Annotated in this window: 19 protein-coding genes; 14 read left to right on the forward strand and 5 right to left on the reverse strand. The window is 49.0% G+C overall.

Annotation, left to right across the window (positions count from 1 at the left end):
• Positions 1-162: 162 nt before the first annotated feature.
• The 4 genes from O9X78_RS07030 to O9X78_RS07045 all read left to right on the forward strand — a co-directional run bounded on the left by O9X78_RS07030 (position 163) and on the right by O9X78_RS07045 (position 2,712).
• The gene (locus O9X78_RS07030; protein WP_269618915.1) at positions 163-666 is read left to right on the forward strand and encodes a hypothetical protein; all 504 of its coding nucleotides are present in this window, start codon (positions 163-165) and stop codon (positions 664-666) included.
• A 115-nt stretch (positions 667-781) separates the two neighbouring features.
• Positions 782-1,684 carry a mechanosensitive ion channel family protein gene (locus O9X78_RS07035; protein ID WP_269618916.1) on the forward strand — a complete coding sequence of 301 codons (903 nt, stop codon included), beginning with the start codon at positions 782-784 and terminating at the stop codon, positions 1,682-1,684.
• Between the two features lie 273 nt (positions 1,685-1,957).
• The gene (locus tag O9X78_RS07040; protein WP_269618917.1) at positions 1,958-2,176 is read left to right on the forward strand and encodes a DUF6500 family protein; all 219 of its coding nucleotides are present in this window, start codon (positions 1,958-1,960) and stop codon (positions 2,174-2,176) included.
• Positions 2,177-2,214: 38 nt separating this feature from the next.
• Positions 2,215-2,712 (forward strand): RDD family protein, encoded by a 498-nt coding sequence (locus O9X78_RS07045; RefSeq protein WP_269618918.1) that lies wholly within the window; start codon positions 2,215-2,217, stop codon positions 2,710-2,712.
• A gap of 69 nt (positions 2,713-2,781) precedes the next feature.
• Here the strand turns inward: O9X78_RS07045 and O9X78_RS07050 are convergent, their stop codons facing one another.
• Positions 2,782-4,947, reverse strand: a complete 2,166-nt coding sequence (locus O9X78_RS07050) for a molybdopterin-containing oxidoreductase family protein (RefSeq protein ID WP_269618919.1) — start codon at positions 4,945-4,947, stop codon at positions 2,782-2,784.
• 272 nt (positions 4,948-5,219) lie between these two features.
• Between O9X78_RS07050 and O9X78_RS07055 the strand changes: the two genes are divergently transcribed.
• Genes O9X78_RS07055 through O9X78_RS07100 form a run of 10 tightly spaced genes read left to right on the forward strand, consistent with a single transcriptional unit; the run spans position 5,220 to position 13,708 of the window.
• Entirely contained in the window at positions 5,220-5,948 is a 729-nt protein-coding gene (locus O9X78_RS07055; protein ID WP_269618920.1) for a thermostable hemolysin, read from the forward strand.
• Complete coding sequence (locus O9X78_RS07060) at positions 5,941-7,530, forward strand: AMP-binding protein (RefSeq protein ID WP_269618921.1); 1,590 nt, start codon at positions 5,941-5,943, stop codon at positions 7,528-7,530. Before O9X78_RS07055 ends, O9X78_RS07060 begins: the two co-directional genes overlap by 8 nt.
• A 3-nt stretch (positions 7,531-7,533) precedes the next feature.
• A complete protein-coding gene (locus tag O9X78_RS07065; RefSeq protein WP_269618922.1) occupies positions 7,534-8,205 on the forward strand; it encodes an iron-containing redox enzyme family protein in 672 nt (223 codons plus the stop codon).
• A 28-nt stretch (positions 8,206-8,233) separates the two neighbouring features.
• Positions 8,234-9,025, forward strand: coding sequence for an SDR family oxidoreductase (locus O9X78_RS07070; RefSeq protein ID WP_269618923.1), 792 nt, complete (start codon positions 8,234-8,236; stop codon positions 9,023-9,025).
• Positions 9,026-9,057: 32 nt separating this feature from the next.
• Positions 9,058-9,744: a tetratricopeptide repeat protein gene (locus tag O9X78_RS07075; protein WP_269618924.1), complete on the forward strand. Its 687-nt coding sequence runs from the start codon at positions 9,058-9,060 to the stop codon at positions 9,742-9,744.
• A gap of 27 nt (positions 9,745-9,771) precedes the next feature.
• The gene (locus tag O9X78_RS07080; RefSeq protein WP_269618925.1) at positions 9,772-10,434 is read left to right on the forward strand and encodes a response regulator; all 663 of its coding nucleotides are present in this window, start codon (positions 9,772-9,774) and stop codon (positions 10,432-10,434) included.
• Positions 10,431-11,795, forward strand: coding sequence for an ATP-binding protein (locus O9X78_RS07085; RefSeq protein ID WP_269618926.1), 1,365 nt, complete (start codon positions 10,431-10,433; stop codon positions 11,793-11,795). The genes O9X78_RS07080 and O9X78_RS07085 overlap by 4 nt, the downstream gene beginning before the upstream one ends.
• Before the next feature lie 16 nt (positions 11,796-11,811).
• Positions 11,812-12,144: a cupredoxin domain-containing protein gene (locus O9X78_RS07090; RefSeq protein WP_269618927.1), complete on the forward strand. Its 333-nt coding sequence runs from the start codon at positions 11,812-11,814 to the stop codon at positions 12,142-12,144.
• A gap of 42 nt (positions 12,145-12,186) precedes the next feature.
• Positions 12,187-12,987: an FTR1 family protein gene (locus O9X78_RS07095; protein ID WP_269618928.1), complete on the forward strand. Its 801-nt coding sequence runs from the start codon at positions 12,187-12,189 to the stop codon at positions 12,985-12,987.
• A 1-nt stretch (position 12,988) separates the two neighbouring features.
• Positions 12,989-13,708 (forward strand): hypothetical protein, encoded by a 720-nt coding sequence (locus O9X78_RS07100; protein WP_269618929.1) that lies wholly within the window; start codon positions 12,989-12,991, stop codon positions 13,706-13,708.
• Here the strand turns inward: O9X78_RS07100 and O9X78_RS07105 are convergent.
• The 4 genes from O9X78_RS07105 to O9X78_RS07120 form a co-directional block, all read right to left on the reverse strand.
• On the reverse strand, positions 13,705-14,139 hold the full coding sequence (locus O9X78_RS07105) for a PilZ domain-containing protein (protein WP_269618930.1): 435 nt from the start codon (positions 14,137-14,139) through the stop codon (positions 13,705-13,707). The two genes, O9X78_RS07100 and O9X78_RS07105, sit on opposite strands and share 4 nt — an antisense overlap.
• Before the next feature lie 60 nt (positions 14,140-14,199).
• Positions 14,200-16,293, reverse strand: coding sequence for an ATP-dependent DNA helicase RecG (gene recG, locus O9X78_RS07110; protein ID WP_269618931.1), 2,094 nt, complete (start codon positions 16,291-16,293; stop codon positions 14,200-14,202).
• The gene (locus O9X78_RS07115; protein WP_269618932.1) at positions 16,293-17,225 is read right to left on the reverse strand and encodes a hydrogen peroxide-inducible genes activator; all 933 of its coding nucleotides are present in this window, start codon (positions 17,223-17,225) and stop codon (positions 16,293-16,295) included. Before O9X78_RS07115 ends, recG begins: the two co-directional genes overlap by 1 nt.
• 97 nt (positions 17,226-17,322) lie before the next feature.
• Complete coding sequence (locus O9X78_RS07120) at positions 17,323-18,312, reverse strand: NAD(P)H-quinone oxidoreductase (protein WP_269618933.1); 990 nt, start codon at positions 18,310-18,312, stop codon at positions 17,323-17,325.
• Between the last annotated feature and the right edge of the window lie 5 nt (positions 18,313-18,317).

Here is an 18,317-nt window from a genome sequence, read left to right on the forward strand (position 1 = left end):
ATATTTCAGCGAAGGCATTTTCAGTAACCGCTAGGGAAAGAACTTACTAAAGAAAAGGATAGGGTATGAAGGTAAAAAATACGTTTGGGGATAGTAGTCAGAGCGGCGTGTTTAAACACGTCGCATCAACGTATATTTAGCTGTTATACCTAGGGTTAAGCAATGGACTATGTAAGTGTATTTGCAGGCTTTGTTAGTGGTGTATTGCTTGCCCTAGCGGGGGCCTGGATAAATATCTCATTAAGTAAGAGGTCACAAGATAAATCAGCATTGAAGGCAGCCGAGTACGAGATGTATCTAAAGCTCAATGACCTTTACAATTGGTATTTTTGGTACTCAACGAACGAGCTTCATAAGAGAGATACGCCTCAAGATATAACAGATGCGTGTCACAAAATTGCCGTCGAACTAGCTAAGCTCCTACATGAAAATGAAGAAACAGAGTTCGCACAAGAGCTGATGAAAACCCTCTATGATGAAAGCTATGAAACATACGATCAGCGTTGGAAGCACATGTCAGCCTTATCAGAAAAAATGGGCAGTAAAGTTGTCCCTGTACATCGCCAGCGCCTAGGCCAAATAAGTGAGGCCAATATACATTTGATGGCGCAAGAGAAATTTGTAGCTAAAGCTCCTGCTTCAAGCCGGTTTAAGATGGGGATATAACAAATTGCTCAAACATCGCTCCGGCGCAAAAACACGCGCCTCCACTGAACAGCCTGCGCTGCGCTTCGGCTGCTGTTTAGCAAAGCGTTATGTTCCAATAATCAGGACTTCCTAAATGAAATCGGTATTCGACAGCGTTCCTTCTGACTTTCGGCTTTTGTCGATACTTGCAACCATCATAGGCATTACGGTCCTGGCGAATTGGGCTGTGATTGCGATAATAAATCGACTGGAGTCGTCTAAGTTGACATCTGACTCTTTCGATAGAACCATACTGATTTTCGCAAAGCGCCTAATTTCCGCCGTAATCTATGGTGTCGGCATTGGGGCATGCTTGACACACATCCCCGAACTCAAGATTGTTGGTCATTCGCTGCTCACCGGAGCAGGTATTCTCACCCTTGTAGGCGGCCTGGCGTCGCAGCAAGTGCTCGGGAATATTGTCAGCGGTTTCATGATCGTGTTCTTCCGCCCGTTCCGGATCGGTGACCGAATCACCGTCTCTGGCAATTACACCGGAACAGTCGAAGACATCACTCTTCGAGAAACCATTGTTCGAGATGCCGAGAACAACCGAATCATCATCCCGAATTCACAGATCAGCAGTGAGGTGGTGGTCAACGCCAACCACACAGACAATAAAATCTGCAAGTTAATCGAGGTGGGTATTGGCTACTCATCTGACCTGGAGCTCGCGATGAAGATCATGCGGGAAGAGATCGCTAAGCATCCGCTGCTCATTGACCAACGCACTAAAGAGCAAATACGAGATAATTCCCCGATTGTCACCGTGCGAGTCACTGCGCTCGGCGATTCTTCCGTCACGCTCAGAGCGTGGGCCTGGGCGGATAGTCCTGCAAACGGTTTCGCATTGCAATGCGACAGTTACGTCAATTTGAAACGCCGATTCGATGAGGCGGGCATTGAGATTCCCTTCCCGCAGCGAACTATCTCGTTCGCCGATGGATCGCGAGTCTACTCGCTTGCCGAAGGCTCGAATGAAAGGAATGCTCGCTAAGCGGAACATGACAAAGCCTTGCAGCTGCCCCGTTTTCCGCTACTTCCCTCTAGCCATTCGCTTCAAGCGGGTGGCTGCAGGAAAGCGTTGAGGTTGGAGAATAACGCTAAAAATATCTGTTTTTATAAAATACGACCTAGAATTTAGGAGCGATTATGTACCCTATTTCAAGAAATATTCCTAGGATAAAATCGCAATGGTTGTGTTTAATTTTCTTCAACCGTTATCCGGGGGCTGTAGTACAAAAATCATCACCGAAGAAAGGATTTAACATTGCGAACCGAACTTAGAAATAAAATTATTGAGGTTTGTGATCAAAAGATTAGCAAGCAGGGCGATGGCGTGGGTTTATCATTTTACGCCTTCTTTAAAAATAAGAATGACCAACCGGATGTACTGATGGAGGCCGCTACCTGGTGGATTAAAACGCATCAGCTAGATCACTTTGAAAAGGCACTAAAGATTAAGTCTATGATAGAGTCTGGCCTATAATTATTGGAATTTTAAAATAGCAGTTATGGAGAAAAGACATGGAAGATATGACTACTGATAAGGACGACACAAAAATGGATTTTGAAACCACTGATGGCGACATACTCGCAAGCAGATGGGATCGGCTTGGAGCTGCAATAATAGACGGCTTAACAATGATACCTATAACACTTCCACTGATGTATTTTACCGGCGGTTTCGATGACATTTCAAAAGGCATAGAGCCTTCAGCCTCCTACTTCTTGGTCTTGTCCATTGCGGGCATGGCAGTATTCCTACTAATTCACGGTAAGTTTTTAGTAAGAGATGGACAGACCCTAGGTAAAAAAGCACTAAATATTAAAATAGTGACTGTAGCAGGACAGCATGCCGACGTGACAACTCTGGCAAAGAGATATGGTTTTAGTTGGCTAATTCCACTAATCCCAGTTATTGGGCCCATTATAAATATGGTCAATATACTCTTTATATTCACTAAATCTAAACGATGTTTACACGACCATGTCGGCGGAACCAAAGTGATAAATTCTAAATAGCAAAGCGTGCCGACGGAAATATCCGTCGGCTAATTAAGGCATTGGAAATAAAATCTTAACTGCTAATTTTTACGCATCTACTGCGCCAAGCACATTAACCCGCGTTCCATTTAGTCTAGGTACCCGCGACAGAGGATCAAGGTCAGTATTGGAAACTAAAATATTTCGGTTCACCCCACCGTTATATGTACCTTCTCCGGTTTTCGGGTCGAAGGTACGGTAGCCCCAGCCGTGCTCCATTACCGCAACACCGCAGCGTATCTCTTTTGAGAGTTTTACTGTTGCTTGTAGTTTATTGGTTACTGAACTTACGGTAACGGTTTGACCATCAATGACACCGAGCTTTTCACCATCTGCGATATTGATTTCAATCGTGCCGCCGCTCATTTCTTTTTCTTTCATGCCGCTCATACTGGTTTCAACAGACCACGAGTTCATCATTTTCATGCGGCGGCGCCCAATGAGTTGAAGTGGGTAAGCTGAGGTATCGGCGGGCTTTTCCTGCAGACGCTCGACGAGGGTTTGTACAAATAGCTCGGGCGCAATATTTACTTTGCCATTGGCGGTGCTGAGCTTTTTAAAGAGCGCACCGAACTGGGGGCGGGTATCTACACTGCCAAGACCATGCTCTGCATTAACAATGTCTTTCCATTTAAACATGCCACCGGATTTAACTAGTACCCGAGACAACCACATTGGTGAAAATCCGTGACTTTTATTGCCCGTCCAGTTTGCTATTTTCATACTCGCTTTAACCACCGGGTTTAACCATTGCTTACCCATCACAAACGGTTTGTTCATGCCGATGGTGAGGTCGCGCAGAAATTCCCATTCGTAGCGCATACCCTCTGGGAGCTCAACGGCGGCATGGGTTATTTGCGCGCGCGGCGCGGGGCTTAGTGCTTGCAACAGCGGATTGATTTCTGAGCGCTCTAAAAAGTGATCACCGGGAATTAACCAATCGGCATGACGATGACTTTCGCGCTGGAATTGATCAATAACGACAAAGCATTCCAATTGCGACAGGGCTGCATCGAGTTTATCGCCATCTGGCCCCGACACAACAGGATTGCCGCTATTCATGATTAAGGCGCGAATCTGGACTGGGCCGGGCGTTGTAATTTCATCGGGCAGTTCAGCAAGGCTATGCGATCCCGCCACATTTTTATTGCCACGCACACGGCTAACAGCATTTGATGCCGGAAATAATTTATCCCCCGCAGCCAATAGATCAAGCACGCCAACCGAGTAATAAATGCCACCCTCGCTTTCTACGCGGTTGGTAATTAAATTTAAGGCTTGGACTAACCATAAGGCGAGAACACCGTTGCGCCCCTGACTCACGCCGGTTCGACCAATGGTCATGGCGCGCGGTGCCTTAGCAAATTGCTCGGCAAGGCGGTAAATGGTATCCAATGGTATATCGCAGAGCTGGCTAAGGGCGTTTAAGTCGGCGTCTTGGGCGTGGGTTTTTAATGTGGCTAATCCGTTAAGGTGCTGGCTGGGTGCCTTGTCCCAGTTGTTGTCGAAGATGATTTTGATCATGGCCAGAACCAATGCCCAATCGGTTTCTGGCAGCGGCGCGATATGCTGGCTGGCCTTAGACGCACATTCGGTGGTGCGCGGATCTACGACAACGAGCTGTGCGCCGGCGTCTTTACGGGCAAGCACCCGCTTCCAGCCGTCGGGAGAGTAGCCAATCCAACACATGCCGCTGATTTGCGGATTGGTGCCAATCAGGAGAAAGTAATCGCAATAATCAATGTCGGCCTGCAGGCTCACCCAAGGATTGCCGTAAAGGTTTTCTGACACCACATGCAGGGCGTTCTGATCTACCGAGGCAACCCAAAACCGACTCTCGGTGCCAATGGCGTCTAGGAACATAGCCTGAAATAACGCGCTACCAAAGTTAAAGCCATTGGGGTTGCCGGTGTAACTTCCAACGGCGTTGGCGCCATGTTTATCAATAATGGCATTGAAGCGCGAGCCAATATCACTAATGGCTTCTTCATAACTTGCTTCTACATAGCGGTCGCCAACCCGTTTCATCGGCTTGGTAATACGCTTGGGATGGGTAAGGGCGAGATGGGATTTGGCGCCTTTAATACAATAATCCCGCCAGCTAAACGCGTTTTCCTTATCTGGCTCTATCTTCACTACCTGATTATTTTCAGCAGTAACTTTTAAACCGCAGCCCTGTTCGCAGATTCCACATATGGTATAGCTGGTTTTCATATCACGCTCCGAGCGCCTTATTGTTATCTGTTGGTGACCCCCATAAACAGGCGAGATCACGGATCACGCTCGCCGCCTCCATACTAATAGCCTGAACTATAGTGTCAATAGGAAACAGTTCTAAAATAGCAATATTGAAATACCGGATTATAAGCCGAAATAACAATCAGAAAATAAATTCGTCCTTCGGTGCAAAATGTATTTTCCTTAAGTTTTTCTTAAATATGGCTCGATACGCTACAAACATGGAAATTCAATGTGAGGGCGTAACGATGTATTCAACTCAAGTAGATGCGGTAACTAGCGGGCTAAACAGCGCCGTAAATGCTAATCCTCGCACGAGTGAGGCATTAGAGATGTCCCCGCAGCTAAGTGTTATCGGCCGAGGCGCGCCAGAGCGTGCAGAAATAGAGGCCTATATTGCCAACAAGTTCTCCGCCGCCTACGGCGCAAAGCTAAGAGAATTCCTACCCTTCTTTTTACTCATGCGCTCACACAGCAAAATTGCTGGCGTACTTGGCATGCGTCGCGGTATTCACGGCCACGCCCTGTTCGTAGAGCAGTATATGGATCAGCCAGCCGAAGTGCTGCTAGCGAACTTACTAGGTAACGATGTTCAGCGCGGAAGCTTGGTTGAAATTGGTAACCTCGTCTCTACATGGCGCGGTAGCAGCCAAATGCTGTTTATTGCCTTGGCATCGCTAATTTGCCGCTCAGGCGCCGAGTGGGCCGTATTTACCGCAACGCCAGAGGTGCAAAAATTACTTCGCCGCCTGCATGTAGAACAATATACCCTTTGCGAAGCAGATGGCCGCCGTTTAGGTGTGCAGCTAGCCGATTGGGGCACGTATTACGACACCAAACCCACCGTTATTGCGGTGAATGCCCGCAGTGCTATCGACATTTTTGCCAAACAGCCCATGACCGCCATGCTACTCAGCGGCTGTGACACGCAATTGACCAATGTGGACGACCACGGCTTGCGAGCGCTGTATGAGTAAGATCATTCATACACTGCAGGAGTTTGCTTCAAACTCTGGCGATCTACCTGCACTTCGCGGAGACAATAACGCATTTAGCTATAGTGACATGCTGGCCGCGGTGCACACGCTCGCGGACGAACTTACTACCTTGGGTATTGAACGCGTAGGTCTTGCGGCAGACAACGGACCAGAATGGATTATTGTAGATTTAGCTTGCCAGCTAGCGAATGTCCCCCTCATCCCGCTACCTGGCTTTTTTACACCGCAGCAAATGCGTCATGCCGTTGAAAGTAGCGGCGTCGATGCATTGCTAAGCGACCGAGACGGCTTCGCTTCCACCTGTGCCACCTTATTCGGTGCGCGGCTTTCGGGCGGGGCAGTGACTTTTGCTAGCCTAACAAGCATTAGTGCGTTTCGGTTATGCCCGCTACTCGATAGCGTTTTATTGCCAGACAACACCGCAAAAATCACTTATACATCGGGCTCAACCGGTCACCCTAAAGGTGTGTGTTTATCTGTTGCAGCCCAGTACGCAACTGCCAGTGCACTGAATGATGCGCTCAAAGAGACGCCCCTACATCGGCATCTCGCGGTTTTACCCTTGGCGACGCTTCTAGAAAATGTTGCCGGTGTGTATAGCGCGCTTTTGCGCGGTGCCGAAGTGGTGCTGCCCGGCTTAGCGAACTTAGGTTGGGCGGGAAGCTCAGGCCTAGATATTCAAGCATTAGCGTCTACCTTGACCGCAACGACACCAGATAGCGCGGTGTTGCTGCCGCAAATTTTAAAAGGTCTGATTTGCGCTCGGGAGTCTGGAAAATGGCCTGCGCCAACAAGCTTAAAATTCCTTGCTGTTGGTGGCGCGCGCGTCGCACCTGACTTAATCGAACGCGGCAGACAACTCGGCCTGCCAGTTTATGAAGGGTATGGCTTATCTGAATGCGGATCGGTGGTCTCTGTGAATCGGCCCGGCGCCGACAAGCCGGGTTCTGCCGGCAAGATTTTACCTCACTGCGCGGTAACCATTGTGGCTGCCGAAGTCTTAGTTAGCGGCAATACCTATCAAGGCTATTTGCAACACGACATCGGCGCGCCATCGTTCACCGAGGTATCCACAGGTGATCTTGGTGAATTAGATGAGGATGGCTTTTTGTGGCTTCGCGGCCGCAGTAAAAACCTGCTGGTAAATAGCTACGGACGCAATATTTCACCGGAATGGCCAGAAAGTGAATTGTCAGCACTACCTAGCATTCTTCAAGTGATGGTTATCGGCGACGCGCAGGCCTTTTGCAGTGCTCTTATCTATCCGGCACCCGGTGCAAGCAAGAGCGACATTAGCCATGACATAGCACTGTGCAATACAAATTTGCCAGACTACGCACAAATTCGTCGCTGGGCAGCATTGCCCAACGCGCTGAGCGTCGCTGACGGTTTATTAACCGCCAATGGTCGCTTACGTCGCAACGAAATATTGACGCACTACGCGTCATTAGTGGACGACTGCTACAGCGACGTTTTGAACCCAGAAACCAACGAAATTACAATGCAATGCCTATCGGTTGTTAGCGCAAATACCGCGCGCACTGACATGGCTGAGGAGTAAAAAATGGGATTTTATGATCAGCTTCAAAACGAGACCGCCACTGCAAGAGCAGAACTTTACACCATCGATTTCATCCAGCACGGGGTGAGCGGCAAGCTCAGTTTGAATGACTATATTCAATTTTTAACGCAGGCCTACCACCACGTAAAACACACTGTTCCCTTGTTAATGGCCTGCGGCGGCCGCTTAGGTGAAGAACATGAATGGCTTCGCGTGGCAGTGGCAGAATACATTGAAGAAGAACTCGGCCATCAAGAATGGATACTCAACGATATCGAAGCCTGCGGTGGCGATCGTGAACAGGTACGCAACAGCCGTCCTGCGCCGTCTACCGAACTGATGGTGTCCTACGCCTACGACATGATCAACCGTGTGAATCCCGTTGGCTTTTTTGGCATGGTGCAAGTACTTGAAGGCACCAGTATTGCGATTGCCGATAATGCCGCGGAAGCGATTCGTTCAAGCTTAAATTTACCAAAACGCGCATTTAGCTATTTAACGTCACATGGCGCATTAGATGTTGAACATGTCGAGTTCTTCAAAGGTTTAATGAATCGTATCGACAACGAGCAAGATCAGGCGCAAATTATTCACAGTGCCACCATGTTCTACAGTTTGTACGGCAATATCTTTCGCGAACTTGGCGAGCGAGGAGATTTGCAACATGCCGCATAAATCCCATCAGCAAAGGAGCTTTTAAGTCATGTCAGCATTAACCATTGTGCTTACTGGCGCCTGCGGCGGCATCGGCAAGGCCTTGGCTGTCGCATTTTCCAGCGCTGGTCACAACCTCGTTTTGATAGGCCGCAATGCAGAAGCGCTAGCCGCACTGCGAGACGGTCTCCCTCGGCCACGCAGCCACCGCTATCTTGTCGCAGATTTGTCTTCTGCCGCTGATATTATCGAACTTTGCGCCGACATCGCCGACGGCCCGGCAATCGACGTATTGGTTAACAATGCGGGTGTGTCTAACTTTGGCCTACTCTCTGACACTGACGACGCCACCATGGAACAGCTGCTCCAGCTGAATATGTTGGCACCAATGCGCCTGTGCAGAGAACTCATGCCTTTACTGTTAAAAAGCCAGAACGCGACAGTGATCAATATTGGCTCAGGCTTTGGCAGCATTGGCTTCGCCGGATTCGCAGTCTATAGCGCCAGTAAATTCGGTCTCCGCGGATTTACCGAGGCCATGCAGCGCGAATACGCGAACGAACAAATTGCCATTCACTACCTTGCACCACGAGCGGTGAAGACCTCGATGAACTCCGACAAAGTCGTTGCCATGAATACTGATCTGGGCAACGCCGCAGATGACCCTGAAGTCGTTGCAAGTGCAGCAATAGCACTGCTGCAGCAAAGAAAAAGTAGTAATCGCTATCTAGGTTGGCCAGAACGCTTTTTTGTCCGTCTCAATGCCTTATTTCCTTCTATAGTATCTAGTGCACTAAAAAAACAATTGGGTACCATCCTGCGCTACGCAAAATCGTCCTAGGAAACCCGCTTCTCTACCAAGGTAGATCATCAATGAAAAACATAGCCGCCGCACACCGTTTTTGCTTACTACTGTTGTTAACTGTTTTACCCGTCTTTGCGCATGCCCAAGGGACGCAGAACGAAGACGCGACGATGACCGATACGCCAAGCGCCGCCGTCGCCGAATTGCAGACAACATGGGCGCTAGCACAGTACGAGGCTGACGAGAAGCGACAAGAAAGGAGCTTTGAAACACTATTAGAAAAAGCAAATACTCTCATACAAAACACACCAAAGAACGCTGACCTCTATGTTTGGCGAGGCATCATTAAGGCCAGTTACGCGGGTGTCAAAGGTGGATTAGGTGCACTCAGCCTAGTCAAAGAAGCCAAAATCGATTTAGAAACCGCCATCAATTTAGGCGGCGGCTCACTACAAGCAGCGGCGCGTACCAGTTTAGGCTCATTATATTTTCAAGTTCCGCCTTGGCCAATTGGCTTTGGTAATGATAAAAAGGCAGAAGCTTACCTTCTTGAAGGGTTGGCTATGGCGCCGGACGATATAGACAGCAACTATTTTTATGCGCGGTTTCTACTTGACCAACGACAAGGCGAAAAGGCACGCCAATATCTTGAACGCGCGTATACTGCGCCTAGACGTCTGGGCCGCGCCTACGCAGACCAAGAACGCCAGCGCGAGGTACTTGAATTAATTACCGAGCAACAAAAACAAAAATGATCTGACAAAGGAGGGTATCCCGACTTCATGCGAGTTTTGCTAATTGAGGATGATATATCACTCGCCGACGGCACAGTGAAGGCCCTGCGTCGCGCCGGCTATGCGGTTGACCATGCGGCAACAGGCAAAGAAGGGCGACGCTATTTTGAGGCAGGTCAATTAGACATATTAATTTTAGATCTCGGCTTACCCGACATTGATGGTTTAGTACTGTTGCGCGAACTGCGTCAACTGCAAACCGGTGTACCAGTGTTGATTTTAACCGCTCGCGACGCGCTCACCGACAAAGTCTCCGGCTTAGACGCCGGTGCCGATGATTACCTGACCAAGCCCTTTGCCTTTGAAGAGCTTCTAGCACGTATTCGTGTTTTATCCCGCCGCAATACTCCAGCCCGTGAGCCCGAACTTAAAATCGGCAATGTGCTCATCAATATCGCCAGTCACGAAGTGCAATTGGATGGCGAAGTTCAAAAATTATCGCGACGAGAGTTCGCCATCTTACGCGCCTTAGCTGATCGACCAGGGCAGGTTTTCTCCCGCGAACAGTTAGAGGAAAAACTGTACAGCTGGGGCGATGAAGTCACCAGCAATACCGTAGACGTACATGTGCATAATTTGCGCAAGAAATTAGGTCATACCTTAATTAAAAATATTCGGGGCGTCGGCTTTATTCTCGGGAGTACTGAGTGAGTTCACTGCGCCGATTTTTATTGGTCAGTGTTCTATCTGCATTAATGCTGGTGAATTTTATTGCCGCACTGCACGGCTATCGCTCCAGCATGGTGGAAGCCGAAAATCTCTTTGATCAAAAGTTAACGGCAATGGCCGTGCAATTGTCATCGGTTCCCCTGCGCACAACAAATAATGCGCCAGCACCCGATGACGAGAATATGGTATTCCAGTTATTCAACCAAGACGGCAAGCTTGTCTGGCATTCTGTTCATGCGCCAGACCAATACATCGCCGCAAACGAAGGCTTCAGTGAAAATAACTTTAATGGCTATCGCTGGCGCACGCTGAGCTATTTTAACTTCGTCAACGGCCATCGCATTATGATTGCCGAACGGGTAGATCTTCGCTATCAACTAGCGGAGAGCGTGATTCTCCAGTCGATTGTACCCGTCGTATTAGTATTGCCCGTCGCTGGCTTATTGATTTGGTTAATTATCGGGCACGGTTTGAAAAGCCTTGCCATATTGGCGGGCATTTTACGACGCAAAGCAGCGGACGATTTAAGTGCTGTAGATGTTGGCCACGCACCGGACGAGCTAATGCCAGTCATTGATTCGGTGAATTCTTTATTACGACGACTAACAGCCTCCTTTGACCGTGAACGACGTTTTTCTGCAGATGCCGCCCACGAACTTCGCACCCCGATTAGTGCGATTAAAATGCATTTGCATAATTTGCGGGACGAGTACGGTAAAGACGACGAATCCTTGCTCAATCTCGATCGGGACGTGGATCGCTTAGCCCATTTAGTTGAGCAGATGCTGTTACTGCATCGCACCACACCGGATCATTATCCGGCGAAATTCGAGCCCATTTCACTGGCAGCGCTCACACGGGAAATCATCGCCGACCGATATACTGACTTTGTCAGCAAAGATCAAAGCATTGAGTTATTTGGCGATGATGGCGAGGTCAACGGCGATCGCTTTGCTTTAGGTATACTCATCCAGAATCTATTGAATAATGCCTACAAATATACCCAGCAAGGGGGAGCGATTCAGGTCAAAATAGACACGTTGAAAAATGCCGTTCGCTTGATGGTCATCGACAATGGCCCGGGCATTTCTGCAGAGGCGCAAGCCAGAGTGTTTGAGCGTTTTTATCGCGTCGGTGGCGACAGACATAGTTCTGGTGTTAGTGGGTGCGGCCTTGGTCTATCTATTGTCGAGCATATCGCGGAGCTACATAACGCGCGTATTTCCATGGCCAACGGTGAAGACAATACCGGCCTAGTTGTCAGCGTGGAATTTCCACTAGCAACATCTACAATAGAGTTGAAGCGCAGTATAACGCTAACAGGATACGGAGAACGAAAGTGAAGGGTTGCGAACACTAATGGTAATTAAATACCGACTTTCTGTTTTAGCATTGAGCCTATTGAGCAGTGTATATGCCTTTGCCGGAAAGCCTGAATTTGAGCTGACTATTCGGCAACATTTATTTGAGCCATCGATTATAGTCATTCCTGCAAACACCAAGATCAAACTGTGGGTACACAATGAAGATGCCACCCCAGAAGAGTTTGAAAGCTACGAACTAAACCGCGAAAAAGTCATACTCGGTGGTCAGCGATCGGTGATTTTTATCGGTCCATTGCCACCAGGAGAATATCCCTTTTTTGGTGAATTTAATCCTAAGAGCGCGCAGGGGAAAATCATTGTTGAATGATATAAGCGCTAATATTAGCAAACTGATTAAAGGTGACGCTAAATGTTACTGACCAGCGTTATCATTGTGATTCGCGAGGTGCTTGAAGCCGCGCTGCTAGTTAGTATTTTACTGTCACTGTGCTTTCAGTTAGGCATTGAGCGCAGCTGGTTTAAGTGGGGACTCTTAGGCGGTATCGCGGGCTCCATCGGCCTAGGTAGTCAGCTCGGTTATATTTCAAATTGGTTTGATGGTGTTGGCCAAGAAGTCATTGACGCAGGCTTACAAATATTTATTTATATCTGTCTTTTGTATATCTGTGTTCAATTTATAAACCATTTTTATAAGCGCCATCCCTTGACGAATGTTCTTCGTGCGACGCTAATCATCATTATTAGCTGCGCGATGACACGGGAAGGTTCCGAGATTTATATTTATTTATCTGCTTTTCAAAGTTTGCCGGAAACTGGCGTAAGCTTATACAGCGGCTCTGCAATCGGCCTGGGTATTGGATTTAGTTGTTGCGCCTTGTTTTATTATTGGCTCTTGAGTTTTAGCCCGTCCCGCGCATTGTTAGTGAGTTGCGCGCTGTTAACTATGGTTGCCAGCGGCATGATGTTGCAGGCAGGGAAAATGTTGATCCAAGCAGATTTACTTCCCGACGGTCAGTTATGGGACAGCAATAGCCTATTGCCGGAAGATGGCTTGACTGGGCAATTGCTGTACGCGCTGGCAGGCTACGAAGCCACACCCGCACCGGCACAACTTATCATGTATTCACTGAGCGCCGCCTGCATGGCCACCGTCATGCTACTTCGTTATAACTCTTGGCGTAAGCAAAAGGTAGCAGAGGAAATTAGTTAACATGCAGCTTCGATATTTTATTTACGCGACTTGCATACTGATTCCCGCTGGAATCACAAGTCATGCATACGCAGATGGTTTATCGGTAGATAAAATTTATGATCCCTATGTAAACGAATTAGAAAAAGAATTGGAATACCGACTGAGTAAAGCAGAGGGGGGCCTACAAGCGCCCGATGGTTTTATTATTCATCGCTTAGGATTTGGCACAGCACTGAACGATAGTTTTGCGGTAGAGGCCTATATCAATGCTCAGGGTACCGACGATGCAGATCGACTGAGTGCCTATGAATTAGAGTTACGTTGGCAGCTAACGGAGCAAGGTGAATACGACGTCGACTGGGGCGCTATATTTGAGTTTGAACACAGCCGTGATTACAACGTTGAGGAATTAGTGGCTAAGTTGGTAGCGCTAAAGGAATGGGGTAATTACGTCACCACCGCGAATGCGAGTCTCATTTACGAATCTAGCGAAAAGACCGGCGACGAGTTTGAAACAGCCCTTTCTATACAGGCCCGCTATCGATATAGGTCAATGCTGGAACCTGCGGTAGAGTTTTACGCGTCCGAAGATTACCGCGGCATTGGGCCCGTACTAGTAGGCTCTATGCGGCTAGAGGGTGCAAATAGTTTGCGCTGGGAAACAGGTACGATATTTGGCGTGGACTCTGACAGTGCAGATTATACTTTTCGCTTAATGCTGGAATACGAATTCTACTAAGCGTCATTCTCTGGGTTGGGTTTGCCGGCCATTTTTTGCCTGAAAAATAGCGGAAAACGACTGTTGATATACGACTGCTCTCGCATCACATGATGAAAACTGATGTTGTTGTGTAGAGTAACCACCGCGCCGCGTGAATCAAGCCGGTATATCTCGCCTTCAATATATTCTGTGGTTTTATCCTGAAACCTGATCTTTCCACACATCTGCTCGCCGACAGCAAAGGTAGCCCCTTGGGGCAATTCTAGCACCACACTCTTTTCGGATATTTCTAATACCTTGTAAGAGCTACCATCATCCGCAATTAACGGCGGCTGCGCCGTGATTGGGTAGGGCAGACGAAAAAATCTTCTCCGCTGACTGTCTTTCTCGTTACTCATTACGAATTCACTACTGCCTAGCATCGTTATTTCATCTTCTTTGTAGAGCATTGCGGATGTCTTGTCGACACTTACCGAGTTAATGTAAGTATCGGCAAATATGAGATTTTCTTAAACCGAGGCGTAAACCGTGCGATTTGACAACCAGCGCTGTATGAGCGGCTTCACGTGGGATGGATGGGCCTGCATAATATGCTGAGCTTGTATTTTCACGTCATCAAGTAAATGGGTATCTCTCTGTAAGTCCGCTATTTTAAAACTCATCAACCCCGTTTGCCGGGTACCTAACACTTCACCGGGGCCACGTAGTTGTAAGTCTTGCTCGGCAATTACAAAGCCATCTGTACTATCCCGAAGGGCGCTCAATCTCTGTTTGCCATTGCGAGACAGCGGCGACTGATACAGCAAAACGCAAAAACTTTGACGACTGCCGCGCCCAACCCGACCACGTAACTGATGTAGCTGAGCAAGCCCAAGACGCTCCGCGTTTTCAATAATCATTAGCGAGGCATTGGGCACATCAACGCCAACCTCTATCACCGTCGTCGCCACCAATAAATTGAGTTTAGCCGCTTTGAAATCTGCCATTACCTCGGCTTTTTCCTTTGGTTTCATACGACCGTGCACTAAACCAACATTCAGTTCTGGCAGGGTTTCCTTTAACAGCTCCCAACTTGCTTCGGCGGCCTGCGCCTGTAATTTGTCTGACTCCTCAATCAGCGTGCATACCCAATAGGCCTGCTGGCCACTCGCACACACCGCCCGCAAGCGCTCCATGACATCATCCCGGCGGTCATTAGCTAACACCACCGTATTCACCGGCGTTCGGCCAGGCGGCAATTCGTCAATCACCGAGGTGTCTAAATCGGCATACGCCGTCATCGCTAGCGTCCGCGGAATCGGTGTGGCGGTCATAATCAATTGATGTGGTTGGCCCACATTCACAGCGGCTTTTTGTTTAAGTGCCAGACGTTGATGAACGCCAAAGCGATGTTGTTCATCAATAATCACCAAGCCGAGCTTGGCGAACTCCACGTCATTTTGAAATAGGGCGTGGGTACCCACTGCAACGTGTGCATCGTGATTCGCAATCGCGTCACTTTGAAGCTGGCGCGCCTTGCCTTTGAGCTTGCCCGTTAGCCACGCGACATGTAAACCCAAGGGTTCAAACCACTGTCTAAAATTTTGGTAGTGCTGCTCGGCGAGAATTTCAGTCGGCGCCATTATCGCCACTTGGTAGCCGCTACTCACCGCACGCAGTGCGGCCAAGGCAGCGACGGCGGTTTTGCCACTACCAACATCCCCCTGAACCAAGCGCAACATGGGAATGCGGCTATGTAAGTCTTTGGCGATCTCGGCTGCCACCCGCTTTTGAGCCCCTGTTAAAGTAAAGCCCAACTCGCTAAGAAAAACCTTTTGCAATTTGGTGGGGCCATTTAGCGGCGGCGCACCAGAACGCTGGGTCTCCCGTCGCAACTCTTGCAAAGCGAGATTGTGGGCGAGTAATTCCTCAAAGGCTAAACGCTGCTGACTGGGATGACGACCGTCCTGTAATTGGCTTAGCGACGCGTCCGCTGGCGGATGATGCAAATACCTCAAGGCATCGGCAAGTGTCCAACGACTGCGGCTTATTGCTTGCGGCAGGGAATCGAGCGGCAGCCATTCGGTAATCGGATGGCTTTCAAGGTACTGCAGAGCTTGGTCACACAACTTGCGCCAACTAGTTTGAGCAAAACCTTCTGTGCTTGGATAGATTGGTGTAAGTCGCTCTTCGACTGCGAGTGGCGAGTCGTCGCTAATAACTCGATATTCGGGATGATAAAATTCTAATCCACCGCTGCCGCGACGCGCCTCTCCATAACAGCGCAATGTGGTCCCAGGGGTAAGCTGCGCTTTCTGTGCGGCATTAAAATGAAAAAAACGTAGGGTAGTGGTACCGGTATTATCTTGTAGTCGGCACACCAAGCTGCGGCGCCGACCAAATACAATATCGGACAATAGAATCGTACCTTCAAACACCACATCGGTATTTAATTGCAGCGCGCCGAGCGGCGTTATACGGGTTCGATCTTGATAACGTAAAGGCAAGTGAAATAGTAAATCCTGGATACTTGAAATACCCAGCGCCGCGAGCTTTTCCTGCAAGCGCGGACCAACACCTTTTAAGGTGTTTACGCTAATCTGGTGTATGGCGGCTTGAGCCATTAGTTAGCGCTTGATCTGTCTGAGAATGCAGGCGCAGCTGCCTTAATAGCTTTACTAATAACGTCCACCGCTTGATGCCGCGGAAAGCTCGTGCGCCATGCCAAAGCAACCGTGCGGGTTGGCGGACTGGCAAAGGGACGAGTACACAATACGCCATCTCCGTAGGGCGCAACCTGAGCGGCGGACAGCGGCAAGATCGTAATACCGAGTTTTGATACCACCATATGTTTAAGTGTCTCTAGGGAGCTTCCCTCAACCACCGATTGAAGCAATCGATCGCCATTGGCAAAGGTTTGTCGCAAACCAGGGCAAGCCGCCATCACTTGATCTCGAAAGCAGTGGCCCGCGCCCAGCAACAGTACATTTTCATTCATCAAGTCACTATGTTGTAACTCGGTTTTTTTCGATAGCGGATGATCGCTGGGTAGCAGGACCACGAAGGGTTCGTCATAGAGCGGCTGAGTAACGACATCGGGTTCGTTGAATGGCAAGGCGACAATGATCGCATCCAGTTTAGACGCGCGCAGTCTTTCACGCAGAGTGCCGGTAAAATTTTCTTCAATATACAGGGGCATTTCAGGCGCGTATTCGCGAATTAAGGGAATACAGCGCGGATATAAGTAAGGGCCAACCGTGTGGATTGCACCAATCGCTAAGGGCGTGCCCAGGGGATCGCGCCCCTGATTAGCCAGCTCGCGGATATGGTCCGCTTGCTCTAAAACAATCTTTGCCTGTTGAATAACTTGCTCGCCAACGGGGGTAGTTTGGATTTGGCCTCGACTGCGCTCAAATAGGGAAATCGCTAACTCGTCTTCTAGCTTTTTTATCGCAACACTCAATGTCGGCTGACTAACAAAACATTTTTCTGCCGCCCGACCAAAATGCCCCGTCTCTTTTAGAGCGAGAATGTAGCGTAATTCAGTTAGCGTCATAAATTATTCCAGCTTGATAGCGAATCACTATGACGCACAATAGTACATTCTCGATCTAGAAAGGCAATGTAAACCTAGTCCACCACCGCCACGACGATTACAAAGTGAGTATGATTTTGCCAATGTGGTCGCCACTTTCCATACGCGTGTGGGCGGCAGCGATATCCTCAAAGGAGAACACCTTATCAATCACTGGCGTGAATTTGCCGGCGGCAATAAGCGGAAAAACCTTCTCCTCGATGTCCTTGGCAATACGCGCTTTTTGCTCGCCGCTTTGGGCACGTAAGGTCGAGGCTGTAATGGTGAGCCGCTTCATTAACACCGGCACAAAATTGACCTCTGTATTAAAGCCCGCCTGAAAAGCAATAAATACGATACGGCCATCTTCGGCGGCAAGCTTGAGATCCTTCTGCACGTAATCTCCGCCAACCATATCCAGAATAACGTCCATGCCCTTACCGGTGGGAATGTCCGCTAGCGCACTCACAAAATCATCGGTTTTGTAATTGACCGCCTTTATCGCGCCCAAAGCTTCACAAGCCGCGCACTTTTCTGCACTGCCCGCCGTGGTGTATACATTCGCGCCGATGGCCTTGGCCAAGGTAATCGCCGTTGTGCCGATACCACTGCTGCCACCGTGAACCAGAAAGTTCTCTCCCGCTTGCAGATTGCAGCGCTGAAACACATTGTGCCAAACCGTAAACAAAGTCTCTGGCAGCGCGGCAGCATCTCTAATCGAAATACCTGAGGGAATAGGAAGACATTGGCTAGCCGGAGCCACCGTGTGGTCGGCATAGCCACCACCGTTACACAGCGCACAAATCATATCGCCAACTTTCCAGCGACTAACCTCACTGCCCACGCCAATAACTTCACCCGAGACCTCAAGTCCCATAACGGGACTGGCGCCCACCGGCGGTGGATACAATCCATAGCGCTGCATCAAGTCAGGTCGGTTAATACCCGCAGCCACAACTTTGATAAGCACTTCGTTAGCGGCTGGTGCGGGCATTGGTTCAGTGCCAATGCTAAGACTGTGATCATCTTTATTTACAATAACAATTCGGCGGGTCGCGGGGGTAGTCATGGTCG

The sequence above is a fragment of the Zhongshania aquatica genome, from assembly GCF_027257955.1.
Classification (GTDB): domain Bacteria; phylum Pseudomonadota; class Gammaproteobacteria; order Pseudomonadales; family Spongiibacteraceae; genus Spongiibacter; species Spongiibacter aquatica.